General features: G+C 60.8%; 18 protein-coding genes and 1 pseudogene. 8 read left to right on the top strand and 11 right to left on the bottom strand.

Going from position 1 to position 16,314, the window contains the following annotated elements:
* The first annotated feature begins 295 nt into the window (after positions 1–295).
* The 3 genes from NZN28_RS11000 to NZN28_RS10990 all read left to right on the top strand — a co-directional run bounded on the left by NZN28_RS11000 (position 296) and on the right by NZN28_RS10990 (position 4,060).
* Entirely contained in the window at positions 296–1,222 is a 927-nt protein-coding gene (locus tag NZN28_RS11000) for a polysaccharide deacetylase family protein (protein ID WP_295398145.1), read from the top strand.
* 207 nt (positions 1,223–1,429) lie between these two features.
* Complete coding sequence (locus NZN28_RS10995; protein ID WP_295398143.1) at positions 1,430–2,602, top strand: glycosyltransferase family 4 protein; 1,173 nt, start codon at positions 1,430–1,432, stop codon at positions 2,600–2,602.
* A 303-nt stretch (positions 2,603–2,905) separates the two neighbouring features.
* Positions 2,906–4,060 carry a DegT/DnrJ/EryC1/StrS aminotransferase family protein gene (locus tag NZN28_RS10990; protein WP_295398140.1) on the top strand — a complete coding sequence of 385 codons (1,155 nt, stop codon included), beginning with the start codon at positions 2,906–2,908 and terminating at the stop codon, positions 4,058–4,060.
* Between the two features lie 137 nt (positions 4,061–4,197).
* On the opposite strand, the gene NZN28_RS10985 is transcribed toward NZN28_RS10990, so the two are convergent.
* From NZN28_RS10985 to NZN28_RS10970, 4 genes are all read right to left on the bottom strand, one after another.
* A complete protein-coding gene (locus NZN28_RS10985; protein WP_295398137.1) occupies positions 4,198–4,875 on the bottom strand; it encodes a queuosine precursor transporter in 678 nt (225 codons plus the stop codon).
* Between the two features lie 176 nt (positions 4,876–5,051).
* The gene (hpt, locus tag NZN28_RS10980; RefSeq protein ID WP_295398135.1) at positions 5,052–5,582 is read right to left on the bottom strand and encodes a hypoxanthine phosphoribosyltransferase; all 531 of its coding nucleotides are present in this window, start codon (positions 5,580–5,582) and stop codon (positions 5,052–5,054) included.
* On the bottom strand, positions 5,488–6,444 hold the full coding sequence (locus NZN28_RS10975) for a pseudouridine synthase (protein ID WP_295398133.1): 957 nt from the start codon (positions 6,442–6,444) through the stop codon (positions 5,488–5,490). The genes hpt and NZN28_RS10975 overlap by 95 nt, the downstream gene beginning before the upstream one ends.
* A 411-nt stretch (positions 6,445–6,855) precedes the next feature.
* Positions 6,856–7,530, bottom strand: a complete 675-nt coding sequence (locus tag NZN28_RS10970; protein WP_295398131.1) for a hypothetical protein — start codon at positions 7,528–7,530, stop codon at positions 6,856–6,858.
* 115 nt (positions 7,531–7,645) lie between these two features.
* On the opposite strand from NZN28_RS10970, the gene trmB reads away from it, so the two are divergent.
* Positions 7,646–8,566, top strand: coding sequence for a tRNA (guanosine(46)-N7)-methyltransferase TrmB (trmB, locus tag NZN28_RS10965; protein WP_295398128.1), 921 nt, complete (start codon positions 7,646–7,648; stop codon positions 8,564–8,566).
* Here trmB and NZN28_RS10960 read toward each other — a convergent pair.
* A complete protein-coding gene (locus tag NZN28_RS10960) occupies positions 8,563–8,967 on the bottom strand; it encodes a hemerythrin family protein (RefSeq protein ID WP_295398126.1) in 405 nt (134 codons plus the stop codon). The genes trmB and NZN28_RS10960 overlap by 4 nt on opposite strands.
* A 97-nt stretch (positions 8,968–9,064) precedes the next feature.
* The gene (locus tag NZN28_RS10955; protein WP_295398124.1) at positions 9,065–10,027 is read right to left on the bottom strand and encodes a Stp1/IreP family PP2C-type Ser/Thr phosphatase; all 963 of its coding nucleotides are present in this window, start codon (positions 10,025–10,027) and stop codon (positions 9,065–9,067) included.
* A 267-nt stretch (positions 10,028–10,294) separates the two neighbouring features.
* Here NZN28_RS10955 and NZN28_RS10950 point away from each other — a divergent pair, with 267 nt between their 5' ends.
* Positions 10,295–10,528: a hypothetical protein gene (locus NZN28_RS10950; protein ID WP_295398122.1), complete on the top strand. Its 234-nt coding sequence runs from the start codon at positions 10,295–10,297 to the stop codon at positions 10,526–10,528.
* A 489-nt stretch (positions 10,529–11,017) separates the two neighbouring features.
* Here the strand turns inward: NZN28_RS10950 and NZN28_RS10945 are convergent, their stop codons facing one another.
* Complete coding sequence (locus NZN28_RS10945) at positions 11,018–11,344, bottom strand: HIT domain-containing protein (protein ID WP_295398120.1); 327 nt, start codon at positions 11,342–11,344, stop codon at positions 11,018–11,020.
* A 108-nt stretch (positions 11,345–11,452) separates the two neighbouring features.
* Between NZN28_RS10945 and NZN28_RS10940 the strand changes: the two genes are divergently transcribed.
* Positions 11,453–11,818, top strand: coding sequence for a hypothetical protein (locus NZN28_RS10940; protein WP_295398118.1), 366 nt, complete (start codon positions 11,453–11,455; stop codon positions 11,816–11,818).
* On the opposite strand, the pseudogene NZN28_RS10935 reads toward NZN28_RS10940, so the two are convergent.
* Both NZN28_RS10935 and NZN28_RS10930 read right to left on the bottom strand, forming a co-directional pair.
* Positions 11,815–13,120, bottom strand: a pseudogene (locus tag NZN28_RS10935) (MiaB/RimO family radical SAM methylthiotransferase). The gene NZN28_RS10940 and the pseudogene NZN28_RS10935 overlap by 4 nt on opposite strands.
* Before the next feature lie 30 nt (positions 13,121–13,150).
* On the bottom strand, positions 13,151–13,636 hold the full coding sequence (locus tag NZN28_RS10930) for a hypothetical protein (RefSeq protein WP_295398116.1): 486 nt from the start codon (positions 13,634–13,636) through the stop codon (positions 13,151–13,153).
* Positions 13,637–13,725: 89 nt separating this feature from the next.
* Between NZN28_RS10930 and NZN28_RS10925 the strand changes: the two genes are divergently transcribed.
* Together NZN28_RS10925 and NZN28_RS10920 are read left to right on the top strand one after the other, a co-directional pair.
* On the top strand, positions 13,726–14,640 hold the full coding sequence (locus tag NZN28_RS10925) for a threonine/serine dehydratase (protein ID WP_295398115.1): 915 nt from the start codon (positions 13,726–13,728) through the stop codon (positions 14,638–14,640).
* Between the two features lie 327 nt (positions 14,641–14,967).
* On the top strand, positions 14,968–15,216 hold the full coding sequence (locus NZN28_RS10920) for a hypothetical protein (RefSeq protein WP_295398113.1): 249 nt from the start codon (positions 14,968–14,970) through the stop codon (positions 15,214–15,216).
* Here the strand turns inward: NZN28_RS10920 and NZN28_RS10915 are convergent.
* Both NZN28_RS10915 and NZN28_RS10910 read right to left on the bottom strand, forming a co-directional pair.
* Positions 15,188–15,784: a biotin transporter BioY gene (locus NZN28_RS10915; protein WP_295398111.1), complete on the bottom strand. Its 597-nt coding sequence runs from the start codon at positions 15,782–15,784 to the stop codon at positions 15,188–15,190. The genes NZN28_RS10920 and NZN28_RS10915 overlap by 29 nt on opposite strands.
* Positions 15,785–15,795: 11 nt before the next feature.
* On the bottom strand, positions 15,796–16,314 hold a 519-nt coding region (locus NZN28_RS10910), incomplete at its 5' end, for a biotin--[acetyl-CoA-carboxylase] ligase (protein ID WP_295398109.1).

Genomic DNA, 16,314 nt, shown 5'->3' with positions numbered 1-16,314 from the left:
CATGGCAGGGATACAGGGCGCATCAAAATTCAACAACGCGTAGCATCCCTCAAGCACGGGCCGCCTGGGGGCCTGGGGATGGTGGGGCAGCCGCTTCCAGAAATAGCCCGGACATGTGCTGTTGACCGGTTTTCCATCTGGCATCTTTATTGGCGGGGCCGAATCCATTTTCATGGACCGCAAGGGTTTTGTCGTGTTGGGAAGCCAGTTGCGAGAGGTGTGGTGCCGATTGATGCAAAAAAACATCGAGTCAGAAAGATGTCATGTAGCATGAGGCTGTAGCTTTGGAGGTCGCATGAATCCATACAGATTTCCTTTGTCCGCCATTCGCACGGCATTGTTTCAGGGCCACCAGATTGCTTGTTCCTTCAGGAAGCCGCCGGCCAAGCGGACGGTCGTACTGAATTACCATTCGGTCAGACCCAAAAACCTCTTCTTCAACTCGACATCCACCGAGGTTTTTGAACGACACCTTGAGTGGATTGCCGAGCACTGCGAAGTGGTGGATTTTACGCAGGTGCTTCACGACAACTTCGCCGTCAAGCCTCGCGTTTCTATCGTATTTGATGATGGTTTCCTGGATAACCTCGAGTACGCAGTTCCACTCCTAAAAAAATACAGCCTGAAGGCCACTTTTTTTATTTCAACGGGCTTCTTGGTGCGAGATCCGGTAATTCTGGATATTTTTGCCCGCACCTTCCAGGCCACTTCGGAGGACTTCTTAGACAAGGATGCCCTCCAGGAACTCTACTTGTCTGGCATGGGCATTGGCGCTCACACCCACTCGCATCGAAATTTGCTTTCCTTACCCCCGTTTGAACAACGCGAGGAGCTTTTCCGAAGCAAAGAGATGCTGGAGGATTTGCTGGGTTGCTCGGTTCCAACACTGGCCTACCCCTTTGGCGTACCCGGCAAGGCGTTCGATCTGACCACGTGCCGGATTGCAGAGGAGGTCGGCTTTTTGTATGCCGGGAGCGTTTGTTGGAGGGGGGTGCTCGAGGGGGATTCATCGCTACGGGTGCCACGTTTTACTGTGGTGAATGAATCTGTGGCAGAACTAGGCGCCATAGTCCACGGAGCGCTCGATCCCATTGGCTTCTTTCAGGAATGGCGTTTCTCGGGGCGTCGAACTTCAGTCAGAAAGCCTCAGTTGCTTGCACTCTCGCTGGTCGAGCTGAGCGGGGGTTTGAGCAGTTCTCCAGCTTTTTTCGGACTGTTGTAAGCAGGGCCTGGCCAGACTGGTGACCCCAAAAAACCCCGGCCACAATAACGCTTTACCTTGAAGGTTCCGGGCTGGCTCTATGGATATTGGAACCTCCTGACACGGGCTTAACGCAGATTGCTAAATTTACTCCCGAATGGGTTCTTGAAACCGGAACGTTATACTGCGCAGGGTCTTCGGGTTGGAAGGCATAGGAGGGTTAGTCTGATGAAGGGTATTCGGGTATTGCTGATTCACAACTACTACCAGCAGCCGGGCGGTGAAGATCAGGTATTCAAAGCAGAAAAGGCCATGCTGCAAGAGGCCGGCGTGGAGGTCATCGAACATCTGGCCCACAACGATGAGCTTGCAAGCATGGGGCCGCTGAAGCTGGCCCAGGTGACGCTTTGGAACGGTCATGCCTACAATCAAGTTCGCTCGCTGGTGAGGAAGCACAAGCCGCATGTAGCCCATGTGCACAACACTTTTCCCCTGCTCTCCCCTGCTATTTATCATGCCATAAAGGCAGAGGGCGTCCCGATTGTGCAGACTTTGCATAACTATCGCCTTTTATGCCTGAATGCCACCTTGCTTCGCGAAGGGCAGGAGTGCGTAAAATGCTTGGGCAAAAGTGTTCCCTGGCCGGGGGTGTGGCATTCGTGTTATCGAAACAGGGCTGCCTCGAGCGTGGTGGCTTCCATGCTGGTCATGCACCGATTGCTTCGCACCTGGAAGGACAAGATTGACCGGTTCATCGTGCTGACCGATTACGAGTATTCAGTCTTTGTGAAAGGCGGACTCGAGCCCCACAAAATCAAACTGAAGCCCAATTTTGTTCACCCCGACCCAGGCCCGGGGGACGGGCAGGGGGGCTACGCCTTGTTTGTGGGGCGGCTCTCGCCAGAAAAAGGCATCGGTGTGCTGCTGGAAGCCTGGAAAAACCTGGACATTCCCCTCAAAATCGCAGGCGACGGCCCGCTGGGCGCGGTTGTGGCGGAGGCCGTCAAGTCCATGCCGCAGGTGGAATGGCTGGGTCGCAGGCCGCGCCAAGAGATTTTTCCGCTGATGCAAAAGGCCGCCTTTCTGGTTTTCCCCTCCATCACCTACGAGGGATTTCCCATGACGCTGGTGGAGGCCTTCGCCACAGGCCTGCCGGTGATTGGGAGCAACTACGGCTCGATGCCCCAGGTCATCAGGGAGGATGAATGCGGCTTGCTCTTTGAGGTGGGCAACGCAGAAAGCCTGGCAAAGAAGGCCAAGTGGATTTGGAACAAGCCCGACAGGCTGGCAGAAATGCGCCAGCAGGCCCGCCTCGAGTTCGAAACCCGATATTCGGCCAAGCAGAATTTACAGATGCTCCTCGGAATATACCAGGAAGCAGCAGGCCCCAACTGGCCCTAAAGATCCCCTTGAGAGGATGGGCGCTGGCCGGAAGGCTGGGCCCGCCCGCGCAGGGCCGCAACAACCAGGGCTTCAAGCCCAATCAGCAGCGAAACCGCCGGCGCAGCGAGGAATCCTTCCTAACCTCACCCCGTCCCCTACCCTCGCAGCGGATTTCCCGGCGTTACGAATGGAACCCCTTTTGGGCTTTTGCGGGAGCTGTTTTGTTTCAAATTTGCCTTCAAATCACGCAATCTTTACTTAACGTCACGTAACATAGGAAAAAATACCGTCTTTCGACCTTTGATGTGCTACCTTAGCCCTATGAGAAGCACTTTTCTCCCATTTTCTCCACCTCTCATTGGGGACGAAGAAATTGCCGAAGTAGTGGATACCTTGCGTTCTGACTGGATCACCACAGGGCCCAAAACCAAACGATTTGAGGCCGAGTTCGGTCAGTATGTAGAGGCGCCGGCTGCGCTGGCCGTCAATTCCTGCACGGCTGCCTTGCACACTGCCCTGGTGGCTTTGGGCATCGGGCCAGGAGACGAGGTCATCACCACGACCCTCACGTTTGCGGCCTCGGTCAATGTAATCGAACACGTGGGGGCCCGTCCGGTGCTGGTTGACGTAGAGCCGGACACACTCAACATGAACCCGGTGCTGGTTGAAAAAGCCATCACCCCGCGAACCAAAGCCATCATGGTGGTACACCACAGCGGGCACCCTGCCGACCTGGATGCGCTGCGGGCCCTGGCCGAACCAAGGGGCATCCCCATCATCGAAGACGCGGCCCATGCCGTTGCAGCCCGCTACAAAGGCCGTCCCATCGGCTCTGGGAACAATCCTGCGGCTTTTAGCTTTTATGCCACCAAAAATCTCACCACCGCGGAAGGGGGCATGCTCACCGGAGACCCCGAGTTTGTGGAGCGCTGCCGGGTTATTTCTTTACATGGGCTGAACCGTGAGGCCTGGAAACGCTACGGAAAGGAGGGGAGCTGGTACTACGAGGTAGTTTTTCCAGGCTTCAAGTACAACATGACCGACCTTCAGGCTTCGCTGGGCCTGGTGCAACTTCGCAGGCTCGAGGCCATGCAAAGCCGCCGCAGGGCGATTGTGGCTGCTTACCAGCGCGAGTTTGCCAGCCTGGACGCCTTTCAAACCCCAATAGCCCGGCCTGAAGTGGAACATGCCTGGCACCTATACGTGCTGCGCTTGTGGCCCGAGCGCCTGAATATGACCAGAAACCAGTTCATAGAGGAACTCAAAGCCCGCAACATCGGAACCTCGGTTCACTTCATTCCCATACACATTCACCCCTACTACCGCGATAAATACGGGTATAAGCCCCACGATTTCCCGGTCGCTTTCGATAGCTATGAACGCATGGTGAGCCTGCCGCTCAGCCCCCGTTTGAGCGACCAGGATGTGGCCGATGTGATTGATGCGGTGCTGGATGTCGCAGCCACAAGAGTTTGAACTGCCAATTCAAAAGCGCACATATCGCGCGCTTCACGGACGTGGCCGCCAGGTTGGGCGGCCACCGTTCTGTTCAGGACAAAGCTTTCTCAAAGCCAACTGGCTCACCATATGTGCAGGGTGCTCTGAGGGCATTCTTACCGAGCGGAGAAGGGGTTGAAGTTGGTGTGGTGGTCGTAGTAGTCTTCCTGCTCAGCCCGTTTTAGAAACCCCACCGCTGTATAGGTCAGAGGGGTGAATAGCACCTCGATACCGACCTTGAAAACGTAGTTGGATACGAATACCGTCCAGAGCAGGCTATTATCCCAAACACCGTAAAAGGCCAGCAGCAGAAACAGGGCGGTGTCAAGCCCCTGCCCTACCAGTGTGGAAGCGATGGTTCGCAGGGCCAGCCAGCGTCCGTTGGTGGCCACCTTGAGCCGAGCGAGGATGTAGCTGTTGACGAACTCACCTACAAAATAGGCCACCAGGCTGGCCAGCACAATGCGCGGCACCAGACCGAGAATCGTGGCGAAAGCCTCGGCGGACTTCTGGCTAAACTCGTCGGTGGGCGTTGGGAGGGTGTTGACCAGGCCAAAGGTAAGGGTGGAGAGCAGCAGCATAAAGAACCCTGTCCAGATCACCCGGCGGCTTTTTTTGTAGCCGTACACCTCGGTGAGCACGTCGCCAAAAATGTAGGCCAGGGGAAACAAGAGCGTGCCCCCATCGAAGGTGAAAGGGCCTACTAGCACCACTTTGGTCGAGGCGATGTTGGAAACGATCAGCACGACCACAAACAGGGCCGTGATCAGGTCAAGGTAACGGTAGCTTTTCATGGTTTTGTGGAAATAACCCAGGTGAGGTTGTTTGGGCCAGGCCTAGAGGCTGAAGCGCACCGGTCAAAGGTGGGTCTGGGGTCAGGAAAGATGTCCCAGAGCAAAAAGGGGCTTTTTCGCGCACGGCGTTTGACCATCGTCCACCGCAATCAGCAGGAGCCGACCAGGCTATTGCTTCAGGCTTGAGAGGTGATGAATGGCAGGTTGCGGTCGAACTGGCCCCGGTCAAGGCCATAGCCGTACACAAAGGCATCTTCGATCTCGAAGCCCAGGTAATGGATGGGCACTTCGACCTTGCGCCGTGAGGGTTTAGAAAGCAATGCGGCGACTTTGAGGGAGGTCGGTTGGCGGGCTTCCAGCAAGCGCAGCAGGTAGTTGAGGGTGATGCCGGTGTCCACAATATCTTCAACGATAATCACCTGTCGCCCTGCGATGGGCATCCGCAAATCCTTCAGGAGTTCCACCTCGCCGCTGGATTGCTGGGCATTGCCATAGGATGAAACCGCTAGAAAGTCCATGGTCACCGGCATATCTATGGCCCGCACCAGATCGGCCATGAAGATAAAGGCCCCGTTCAGCACACAGACCAGGTGGGGCTCCTGTTCGGCGTGGTCATGTTTTATCTGCTCGCCCAGTTCGCGGATGCGTGCGGCGATTTGGGCCTCGCTGAGTTGTACTTTGCCGTTTCCGGGTCGAAAGACGTTCACTGCTCGATTCTACGCCACCCTTTGGGGCGCGTGCTTGAGCCTGGGGTGGTTTGGGCGGTTTGGGCTTGGTATTGCTCCGGCCCGGACTGGTTTTGTGTTGCCTGCGGGCGGGGGCTTGAGCGCTGATCGCGGCGGGCTGCTGGGGCTGGGCAGCCTTGCCCAACCTGGGCAGCCCGGCACTGGCATACAGCAGCTTGATTTCCTCTGGGGTGAGGTAGCGCCACTGGCCGACCTCGAGTTCACCTAGTTCAATGGGCCCCACTGCCAGCCGTACCAGCCGCTCCACGGGGTACCCCACCTTGCGCAACATCCGCCGCACTTCGCGTTTACGACCTTCGGCCATGGTCAGCTTGACCCCATCCTTGAGGGGCTGAGCCGCCAGCGCCCTGGCCAGCCCATCCCCCAGCATCACCCCCTGCACCAGTTGTTGACACACCTCTTTGCCGACCCTGCCGCCCTTGCACCAGGCCCGGTAGAGCTTGGGCACCTGGTTGCTTGGATGGGTGAGTAGCTGGGTCAGGTGACCATCGGTCGTAAGAAGCAACAGGCCTTCGGTGTCTTTATCCAACCGCCCCACCGAGTGCAGCCCTGGATGCTTGGGTACCAGCTCGTAAACCAGTTTTTCGGCGTGTTCGTCCTCGTGGGTGGTGGTGTAGCCTTTGGGTTTGTGCAATGCAATGACCACCTTTTTCTGGGGCATCCGCACCCGTTCCCCGTCGAGTCGCACAATGTCGCCGGTCCGCACCACTGCCCCAATACCCGCCACCTGGTTGTTGATAGAAACACGACCAGACCGAATCAAATCCTCTGCTTTGCGACGGCTGGCAATGCCTGCGCGGGCCAGGAACTGCTGAAGGCGCATAGAGACTATAGTATCGCAACAATCGTTGGGAATGCCCTCTTTGCTTGAACACTGCTACCGGAGCGATCAGGCACGGAGCTGGTGTTTTGGGGTAGCTAAAGACCCACCACCCACCCTCACCTTGGGTATCCCTGGAAGCAGCTTGTACGCCTGGATATGAGGGGGCAGCGACAAACGGCGATGGCGTGGGATTGAGTTAGAGTGCTCTACAGATTGTGAGCCACTCGAGTTCGAGAAAGCCTGGTTCTGAACCGAACAGGGGCCGCCTGGAAACTCGAACACATGCGTCTCGGCCCAGATGCAACGCAGACCAGCGTGCCTCACCGAGGTGAGGCGCGTCTCTTTGTCCCTTCTCGTTTTCGTGGGTGGCCAGGTCTGTGAAGAGCTATAAGGGCTATCGCTTTGGGTCGGCTAAGGCCCCAGCTTGCGCTTGAGGTACAAAAGCAAATCTTCCAGCGCGGTTCGCAGGGCCCGTTGCTCCCGCAGGATGGCTTCGATGCGGTCTTCAGGGGTGGCCAGCGTAAGGGTTTTGAAGATCATGTTGGAGTTGCCGCAGCGCGGACAGGGAACGGTGGGAGGCGAGCTGGTGGGGGCGTAGAAGATGCGGGTGTTGTCACGGGTGCAGAGCATATACTTAGCCCCCGCCGCCTCACCGCGCCGGATGGCCTCGGCCAGTTCTTTGGCCTCTTCGGTGGCATAGCCCAGGAAGAAGTCGCCCCCCACTTCCTCGATGGCAGGCAACACCTCGCGGGTGGCGGTCAGATCGGACTTCAAGCCGCGGGGGGCGGTCCAGGAGATGCCATTCCACTTGAAGTGGCGCAGGTGGCGCTTGCGGGATTTGTCCTCTATTTCGACAATTAGGTTGACCTCGGGGTCTTTGGGATAGTAATAAAGCCGTACCGCGGCCACCCCACTGAGCGCCGGCTCAGGCGGCAGGGTATAGGAAAGGGGGCCGTCGGTTTTGACGCGACTGCTGTAACCGACCAGGTTTTGCAGGTCGTAGAGGGTCAGGCCAGGGTGTTCAAAATCGCCCTCCAGGAAGGCCCGCACTTTGGCGAAGGCTTGCTCGAGACCCACATCAACCATAGTTGGCTAAAGTCTACCACCCAGGTCGAGGGGCAAAAAACTGCCACAGGGTACCAAGATTGCCCCGAAGGTTTTGGGCTACGGACAGTTGAACCTGACCGTATAATGGCCTTTCGTGTTGATTCGTGTTGGCGAGACCGACTTCCCCCTACCCAGCGCGCCCCAGCTCCTCGAGGTGGGTTTTGGCGACGGGCGCTTTACCGCCCAGATTGCCCGCATGCACCCCGAATGGCAGATTCTGGGGGTGGAAATTTCGGCGGGTTCGGTGGCGAGGGCCCTGAAGCGCTTTCGGCGGGAGGGGATTGGCAATGTGCGGGTTTACCACGGCGAGGCCCTGTTTGCCCTGCGCAACCTGGTGGCCCCGCAAAGCCTGCGGCGGGTTTACGTCAACTTCCCCGACCCCTGGCCCAAAGCCAAGCACGAAGAAAACCGCCTGTTGCAACGGGCTTTTTTCCGGCGGCTCTCGACCCGGCTGGCCCCGGGAGGCGAGCTATTGCTCACCACCGACCACGCAGAATACTGGCAGTTTGCCCAGGCTGAGGGCCGGGCCAGCGGGGTATTCGAGGTCGAGACCCCGCCCCCACCCGAGCATCACCTGAGCACCAAGTATGCCCTGAAGTGGAAAGAGCAGGGCCGCACTTTTTTTCATGCGGTTTTTCGAAAGATTGCCGAAGACCCCACCCCCTGGCCCCCCCTCCCGAGGTATCCCATGCCCCATGCCCTGATGTCCGGTACACTACCCGAACTCAACCGCTTCGAGAAAACCGTGGTTCGTTTTGAGGGCGGCACTGCAGTGCTGCTCGAGGCCACCCGTGCACTCACCCCCGAAGGCGGCTACTTTTTTCACACCCACATCGAGGAGGAAGACCTGGTGCAGGACGTACTCCTGGAGGCCCGCCCCAGCGCCCATGGGTTGTATGTGGGCCTCTCGCGTTTTGGCGCTCCCCTCAGCACGGCGGGGGTGCGGGCTGCGGTGGTCTGGCTGGTGGGCTGGCTCGAGGGCCAGGGCCTTCGGGTTGTTCAGCGCTCGTACTAGGCGGTATTGCGCAAGGCGGTGTCAATTTTGCAGATGTGCTGGGTAAGCCAGTCGGCCAGTAAAGCATGCAAGCCCTCGAGGGCGGCCACCGAGACGCTCTCGGGCTTGTGCTCCTGATTGAAGTTTGCCCAGAGCTGCAAAAACTTGTTGTGGGCCTCTTTGTTTTTCTGCGCCATTTTGCAGCCACGCAAAGCCATGCAGAGCTCCTCGTAGGCAAAGTGCGTGTTCACATAGGCATCCAGAAAAACAAAAACATCCTCCACCTCGCGCCGATCCAACTTCCCGCTTTGGCCCTGCTCGATGAGTCGCTCGATTCGATTGACGTACTCGAACAGGTTTTGATGCTGACGGTCGGTTCGGGTATCGCCGACCTCGTACTGCTCGCTCCACTGGATTGGCATATCCACTCCCTGGCCTCCGATTGTAGAAGAAGGGTTGGCAGAAGAATGTCCCGGTTGTGGCGCGATGGATGCAACGGCGGGTATAGGTGGAATCTACCTAAGGGGTCGCACCCCCGCCGAGCTGACTAAACAGCACAAAACCCAGCAGACCGAACCACAGCAAAAGCAGAATTACACTGCCCCAGCGCTGCCAGAAGGTGGGTTTTTTGGGGGGCTCGGCCACCTGGGTGGTGAGTACCTCGGGGTCAGTACCGCTTTGCAGGTGTACCGGCTTTCCGTTGTTGGCCTCGAGCGGCAGGGCGTAGGGTTTGGGGTTCTCGGCCACCTGACTGCCAATCGTGACCACCACCGCGCTGATGTTGTCGGGGCCGCCCCAGTCGTTGGCCAGCTTGATCAGCTTGGCCACCGCCGGTTCGGGGGGGTTGGTGAGGATCATCTCGGAAAGCACCTTATCTTCCAGCACCCCGCTAAGGCCGTCCGAGCAGAGCAAGAACACGTCGCCAGGCCGCACCTTAAGACCGACCAGGTCTACTCGAGCGTTTGGGAAAGAGCCCAGGGCGTTGGTAATTACGTTGCGCCAGCGATGGTTGCGGGCTTCGTCCTCGGTGAGCAGGCCCTGGCGCACCCGGTCGGCCACCCAGGAGTGATCCTGGGTTAGCTGGGTCAGTTCCCCATCGCGCAGCAGGTAGGCCCTGGAGTCGCCGACATGGGCAATCAGGGCATAGGGCAGGTCGAGCCACAAGGCCGTGCAGGTCGTGCCCATCCCGCGCGATTCGGGCTTCTGCCCGGCCAGGTAGATGGCCTCGTTGGCCGCTTCGTAGGCATCGAGCAACCCCTGGGGCGAGGGTTCGCTGCGCTTGAGCATCTCCACAATCTGGCTCACCGCCATCTGTGAGGCCACCTCGCCGGTTCGATGCCCCCCCATTCCGTCGGCTACGATAAAAATGCCGCCGTAGGGGGTTACCAGTTGGTTCACCGCATCCTCGTTCAGGGCCCGCTTGCGGCCAGGGTCGGTCAGGGCCGCTGCAAACACCATCGGGAGGCTGTCGGAACCTGGCATACAAGGCGCATTATAGGCCACCCCGCGGGAATATGCGGCCAAAAATCACACGGTCAGGCTTTCATCATCTTTCATCTCCCCCCTCCCCCTTGGGGAAGAGGGGGCGGCACCCGCTGCCAGGCTCGATTTATGAATGGTTTCTGGAACCGGCCACGGGGTTTCGCCGGACAACCAGGCTTGGCGGCATGCAAAGCATGCGGTCCTCTTCCGGCCCAATCGCCGCAGTCTCATCATTTGCCTCATGGCTTTTGCCCTACCCTATGGTTTATGAGACACTTTCAACTTCACCTTCCGCGGGGCCCTTTCGGGGTGCTTTTACTGGTGCTGGCCGGAACGGTGGGCCTGTTTGTGGTGCTCTGGCTCCTCACCACCTTGTGGGTGCTGGCGGTAGGGGCCGGTGTGGTGGGCGCCCTGGCTTATGGCTGGCGGCGACTGGAGGCCCGGTTTCGCCGGGGCCGCTGGCGCAGGCTCCCTGAGCGGGTTCGACGCTGGGAGGACTAAAGGCTAGCAAGAATCCATCCCACACGCAGGTGAGCAAGACCATCCACGAATCCGGGCTTTGAGGGAGGCGTATCAGGGGTGGCTGGCTACGGTTGAGGCGGGGTGGACGGGATGGGCAGCCAGTTGGGCACGACCCGCCCCCAGGCCCGTTCGCTCAGGGGCCAGCGGGCCATCGAAAGCACGATTCGCAACCGAGGCATGAATATGGCGACTATAGTCTATCCGCCTGACCCAGGTGCAAGCCTCTTTGCTCTTCGAGGGAGGCGCCGCTCAGGCTGCTTTCAAGACCTTTGTCACCGAGGTTCTGGTGGCAACTCCGGGCGTGCCTTGGGTCAAAGCGAGGAAAGGTCAAATCCATTCTCATGGCACAAGGACCAAAGGCTCCCTGAGGCAGGCCATCCACACCGCCCGCAAAGCCGTTATCCCGCAAGAGCTCAACGGCTGGTCCACTCATCCTGGCTACCGTACCGGCTCATCGTGGGGAACGCTCTAAGCGTCCGAGCGCAGATGCACGTGCACGTGAAAAACCTCCTGCCCGCCTTTCTCGCCCACATGGATGCGGATGAAGTAGCCTTCTAAACCCAAGTTCTTGGCGATTTTGTTGGCGGTGAGCATCAGCCTGCCCAGCTTCAAGGCCCCCTCCTCGGTCTGGGGGTAGTCGGCCAGGGTGGGGATGTATTCCTTGGGGCAGACCAGAATATGCACCTTCGAACGCGGGCGGATATCCTTGAAGGCAATGAACTCCTGGTCTTCGTACACGATGTCGGCGGGCAGTTCGCGGCGGATGATTTTGCCGAAAACGGTGGGGTTCTCCATGCCGCTTACTATACGAAATGGGCCTATCGTAGCCCAGCAGATAGAGTCGGCGGCCCCGGCGAACGAAAATGCGTGCATGGTTTGGCCTAACTGTTTAGGAGGTGCAGCATGGGCAGTTTGAGTGCCAGGGCCCTCTGGACGGGGGTGTTCCTGATTCTGGTCTCTACCCTGGCGGTGATGGGCTCCAAGCTCACCCCCACCGCCCTCATTCCGGGTTTTCTGGGGCTTCTGATAGCCCTGCTGGGCATCTGGGCCGATAAGCGCCCGGCCCAGGCCCGGCTGGCTTTGAACCTGGCCCTGGGGCTGGCGGTGCTGGGCATGGTGGGCTCGGTGCGCAGCGTGCCCGACTTCATCACCCTGCTCACGGGGGGCAGCCTCGAGCGCCCGGTAGCCACCCTGGCCCAGTTCGCCACGCTGTTCATCTGCTTGGGCTTTGTGGTGCGGTACTGGGTGGAGACCCGGCGCAAAACTTAGCCCACGGGCAGAAGCAATCGGGCGGGCTCTTCCTTGACCGCCTCGACCCTTCCTTTCAGGGTGTAGCCCTCCACCCCCTCCACCCGCACCCAGACGGTCTGACCCACTCGAGCCGCCCCGCTCAACTCGACCTCGTAGTAGTCCGGGGTGTGGCCGTAGGCCAGCCCCCCCCGGAAGCTCTCCACCAGCACCTCGACCCGCTGCCCCTGCATAGGGTGCATCCGCTCCTCGGCCAGGCGGCGGGCCAGGGCCGCAAGCTCATGATTCCGGCGCTTGCGAACTTCGATGGGCACCTGCGGCAGCGAGGCCGCGCGGGTCTTGGGGCGGGGGGTATAGGTAAAAACATGCACCCGGCTGGGCCGCAGCGCCTCCAGAAAGGCCAGGGTTTCCTGGTGCTCGGCCTCGGTCTCGGTGGGCAGGCCCGCGATTACATCGGTGGTCAGGGCAAAGCCGGGAATCAGGTCGTAGGCCCGCTCGACCAGGTCGCGGTAATAGGCCTTGGTGTAGCGGCGGCCCATCAGGGCTAAAAGCCGGTCGGCGCCGGTTTGCAGGCTCAGGTGCAGGTGGGGGCGCACCTGGGGGGCAAAGCGCCGTATCGCCTGGAGGAGCGCCTCGCCGGTGTCCTCGGGCTCGATGGACGAGAGACGCACCTTGGCGCCCAGCCGGGCCAGCGCCTCCACCAGCCCGGCAATTCCCTGGGGGTGGCCCCGGTAGGAGCCAAGCCGCACGCCCGTCAGCACAATCTCCTGCACGCCCGAGGCCAGCAAAGCCTCGGCCTCTTGCAGGGCGCTCTGGTGCTCGCGGTGGCGCTCCCGCCCGCGCAGGCGGGGGATGATGCAGTAGGCGCAGCCCGCGTTGCAGCCGTCCTGCACCTTCACAAAGGCCCGCACGTAGTTGTTCAGAAGGCCCCGTTCACCCGCCCCCCAGAACTCGTTGGGGGGGGGTGGTCAGGGGGTCGGGGGGCAGGCCAAAGTGCTGCAAGATGACGCCCGGTAGCTCGGCCTTGCGGCGATTGGGAATGACCGCATCGGCGCCCAGCTCGGCCAGTTGTTCAGGGGCCAGCTCGGCGTAGCAGCCCGTGACCACGATGAAGGCCTGGGGGTTGGCCCGGCGGGCCCGGCGCACCTCCTTGCGGGCGTCGGCCTCGGCGCTGGTGGTCACAGCGCAGGTGTTGATGACCACCAGGTCGGCCCCGGCCTCGAGGGGCACCACCTGGGGGTTCAAAGGCCGCAGCAGGCCCACCAGAGCATCCGACTCCACCTGGTTGACCTTGCACCCCAGGGTTTTGACCGCCAGCCGCACGCCTTCCACCAGGGGCATTGTGGAGCAGGCTCAGGCGTCGGTCAAGACCAGGTGACGGAAGTCTTCCTCATCGTCTTCGTTGTCAATGGAGATTACGCCCTCTCCGTCCACTTTTACGATGGTGGCCTCGAGGTCGTCGGGGGCAAACTCGCCGGTCTTGGTGCTGCTGGTAATGCGGCTGAGCTGTTGCTCGATCAGGTCAATCAGCTCGGGGGTGGCTTCCCGTACCCACACGGGCAGCTGCAACAGCTCCGGGATGTGCACGCGGTACACCGCATCGAGGTGGTGGATCGCCTCTAGCACCTCCGAGACCGAGGCCAGGTTCCGGCCCACCGTGTTGCGAAAAGGCAGGCCCGAACGCATACGGGCAGGGTCCACGATGCTGGTCAGGTAAAGGTTGAAGCCCGCCTCGTGGCGGTATATCCAGAGCTTCAGGTACTCGTAGGGCGTGCTCATGGCCCCCACCAGCAACTCACCCGCTTGCAAGGTGGGGATGGCTTCAGCGAGCGGTCTCACGCCTCCCACTCTAGGCCCCAAGGGTTTTGCCGGGAGGTAATTTCCGGCGTAAATAACGCACTTTGCGTTACGCAGGTTAAGATAGCGGCGTGATGACCCTCGAGCACATCCAGGCCGCCGCCCGGCGCATTGCCCCCTACATCCACCGCACCCCGGTCTTCACCAGCCAGGGGCTCGACCGGAAACTGGGCAAAAGGCTCTTCTTCAAGGCCGAGCACCTGCAAAAAACCGGCAGTTTCAAGGCTCGAGGGGCGCTCAACGCGGCCTTGCAACTACCAAACCCCAAGGGCCTGATTGCGGTCTCCTCGGGCAACCACGCCCAGGGGGTGGCCTATGCTGCCCAGGTGGTGGGGGTTCCGGCGCTGGTGGTCATGCCCGCCGATGCCTCCCCCACCAAAAAAGCCGCCACCCGCGCCTATGGCGCCGAGGTCTACGACCAGGGGGTAACGGTGGAAAACCGCGAGGAGGTGGTGCGCAGGCTGGCCCTGGAAACCGGCTACGAACTCATCCACCCCTTCGACGATGTTCGGGTCATGGCCGGACAGGGCACCCAGGCGCTGGAGCTTCTGGAGCAGGTACCCGAGCTGGAGGCCGTGCTGGTCGCGGTGGGGGGCGGGGGCCTGATCTCCGGCATTGCCACGGTGATCAAAACCCTGCGGCCCGAGTGTGAGGTGATTGGGGTCGAGCCCGAGGGCGCCAACGACGCCCAGCAAAGCCTTCAGGTGGGCGTGCGGGTCAAGCTGATGCAGGCCCCCAAGACGGTAGCCGACGGGGTTCGCACCCTGGTCATCGGCGAGCACACCTTTCCGGTCATGCAAAACCATGTGGACCGCATCCTGACCGTGCCCGACGAGGTAACCCTGCAAGCCCAGCGCCTGATGATGGAACGCCTCAAGCAGGTGGTGGAGCCCACCGCCGGGCTGGCCCTGGGGCCGGTGCTGATGGACTACCACCTGCCCGAGCGCCTGGCGGTGATTGTGTGCGGCGGCAACTGGATGCCATAAGAGGCGTATCCCCGTCTAGGGTCTTGTGCTCATGGTGAAGATGGCTTCGAATCGAGCTAGCCACCCGGAACGTTATTTCACCGCACGATAAAATGGCCTCGTCTTCCGCTCGAGGCCGAAGGTGCGAGCATGCGATGAAAAGACACCTCTTTCACATCGCCCAGTGCTATTTTTGCTCAAACAGGTTGCGAACGGTTGGAGTGGTGAGGCAGGGCGCTGTTGGAGGCCCACTCCCTACCCCCACACCACCAACCTGTTATCCCTGAAAGTTACCTGTATGCCTGAAGTTGGTATAAGAGGGCATTGGCCCGGGCTCGAGGTTCAGCCATGAGGGTTCACTGGCAGGAAGTGGCAATGGTGGTCGGCATCGTCTGGATTTTCAGCATCGTCGCGCAAATCCAGCAGCTGGGCTTCTGGGCATCGCTGCTGGTAGGCCTGCCGCTGGGCCTGCTGGCTGGGGCGGCCTATGGGCTTTTGATGCCCTGGGTGATTCGCTGGGCTGCGAGGGGCCTCCCCAAAGAAAACCCCCCGCAGGAGCCACCCCCCCCTAGCGACGAACCCACCGCCAGGCGGTAGGGAGCAGGGCCGCGGCAATGGCCGCTTTAATCAGGTCACCTAGCAAGAAGGGCAGCATGCCGGCCTGCAGCACGCCCCAGACCCCGCTGTAGCGCCCGGCCCCAAAGAGGGCAAAGCCCAGCCAGGTCACCCCTACCGCATAAATGAGCAGGCTGGCCAGCAGCATGGCCAGGAAGGTTTTGAGGGGGCTGCGGTCGGTGCCGTAGCGTTCGACCAGATAGCCCACCAGATAAGCCGCCAGCGGAAAGGCCAGCAGATAACCCGCCGTAAAGGCGATGCGGGGGTGAAACCAGGTGGCCCCCCCGGCAAAAACCGGCAGCACCAGCCCTTCCAGCAGGTAGGCCGCCACCGCCAGCGCCCCCAGCCGGCTCCCCAGGGCCGCCCCTACCAGCAGCACCCCCAGGGTTTGCAGGGTGATGGGCACCGGTTGCAAGGGGATGACCGCCTGCGACAACAGCGCTAAAAAAAGGCTGCCCCCCAGCACCAGCAGCAGGTCGCGGGCCAGACTGCGGGTCGGAAACAGCGACTTCGAGAGCGGAAGATACGGCAAACTTTGGGTCGGATTCATAGCAAGCTCCTTTACAAAACCCCCAGCAACTGCACCTCTCCGGCGGCGATGCGGCGTATTTGGCCCGAGCACTCTACCAAGAGCGAGCCGTCTGCGGCGATGTCGGTGGCCCGGCCACTCACCTCGCCTTCCGGGGTAGCCACCCTGACCGGCTGGCCCAGGGTGTAACTTCTGGCCTTGTAGGCCTGCAACACGGCCTGGGGGCGGCGGTGAAGCTCCTGGTAGCGGGCCTCCAGGCGCTCCAGCAGACGGGCCAGCACCTGCACCCTCGAGGCTTCCGTAAAGGCCTCGAGGGCCGCCGCCTCAGGGGGCAGCCCAGCCGCACGGTGCACATTGAGGCCGATGCCCAGCAACACATAGGCCACCTCCTCCCCGCTCACCTGGGCCTCCAGCAGCACCCCCGCCAGCTTGCGCCCATCGGGAGCTAGGAGGTCGTTGGGCCATTTGAGCCCCCCCACCCCGCAGGCCTCGCACAGGGCCAGCCCCGCCGCCAAGGACAGGAGCGACAGGCTGGCCAGAGGCAGCCGGGG

Origin of the sequence: Meiothermus sp., assembly GCF_025056915.1 — a bacterium.
Lineage (GTDB): Bacteria > Deinococcota > Deinococci > Deinococcales > Thermaceae > Meiothermus.
Note: the sequence above shows the minus strand (reverse complement) of the source record. Positions and strands in the feature narration are given on the sequence as shown.

Bases quoted from the DNA above. Each gene is read 5' to 3' on its own strand.
- NZN28_RS11000 (WP_295398145.1), top strand. From the start codon at position 296: ATGAATCCATACAGATTTCCTTTGTCCGCCATTCGCACGGCATTGTTT.
- NZN28_RS10995 (WP_295398143.1), top strand. From the start codon at position 1,430: ATGAAGGGTATTCGGGTATTGCTGATTCACAACTACTACCAGCAGCCG.
- NZN28_RS10990 (WP_295398140.1), top strand. From the start codon at position 2,906: ATGAGAAGCACTTTTCTCCCATTTTCTCCACCTCTCATTGGGGACGAA.
- NZN28_RS10985 (WP_295398137.1), bottom strand. From the start codon at position 4,875: ATGAAAAGCTACCGTTACCTTGACCTGATCACGGCCCTGTTTGTGGTC.
- NZN28_RS10975 (WP_295398133.1), bottom strand. From the start codon at position 6,444: ATGCGCCTTCAGCAGTTCCTGGCCCGCGCAGGCATTGCCAGCCGTCGC.
- NZN28_RS10970 (WP_295398131.1), bottom strand. From the start codon at position 7,530: ATGGTTGATGTGGGTCTCGAGCAAGCCTTCGCCAAAGTGCGGGCCTTC.
- NZN28_RS10960 (WP_295398126.1), bottom strand. From the start codon at position 8,967: ATGCCAATCCAGTGGAGCGAGCAGTACGAGGTCGGCGATACCCGAACC.
- NZN28_RS10955 (WP_295398124.1), bottom strand. From the start codon at position 10,027: ATGCCAGGTTCCGACAGCCTCCCGATGGTGTTTGCAGCGGCCCTGACC.
- NZN28_RS10950 (WP_295398122.1), top strand. From the start codon at position 10,295: ATGAGACACTTTCAACTTCACCTTCCGCGGGGCCCTTTCGGGGTGCTT.
- NZN28_RS10945 (WP_295398120.1), bottom strand. From the start codon at position 11,344: ATGGAGAACCCCACCGTTTTCGGCAAAATCATCCGCCGCGAACTGCCC.
- NZN28_RS10940 (WP_295398118.1), top strand. From the start codon at position 11,453: ATGGGCAGTTTGAGTGCCAGGGCCCTCTGGACGGGGGTGTTCCTGATT.
- NZN28_RS10920 (WP_295398113.1), top strand. From the start codon at position 14,968: ATGAGGGTTCACTGGCAGGAAGTGGCAATGGTGGTCGGCATCGTCTGG.
- NZN28_RS10915 (WP_295398111.1), bottom strand. From the start codon at position 15,784: ATGAATCCGACCCAAAGTTTGCCGTATCTTCCGCTCTCGAAGTCGCTG.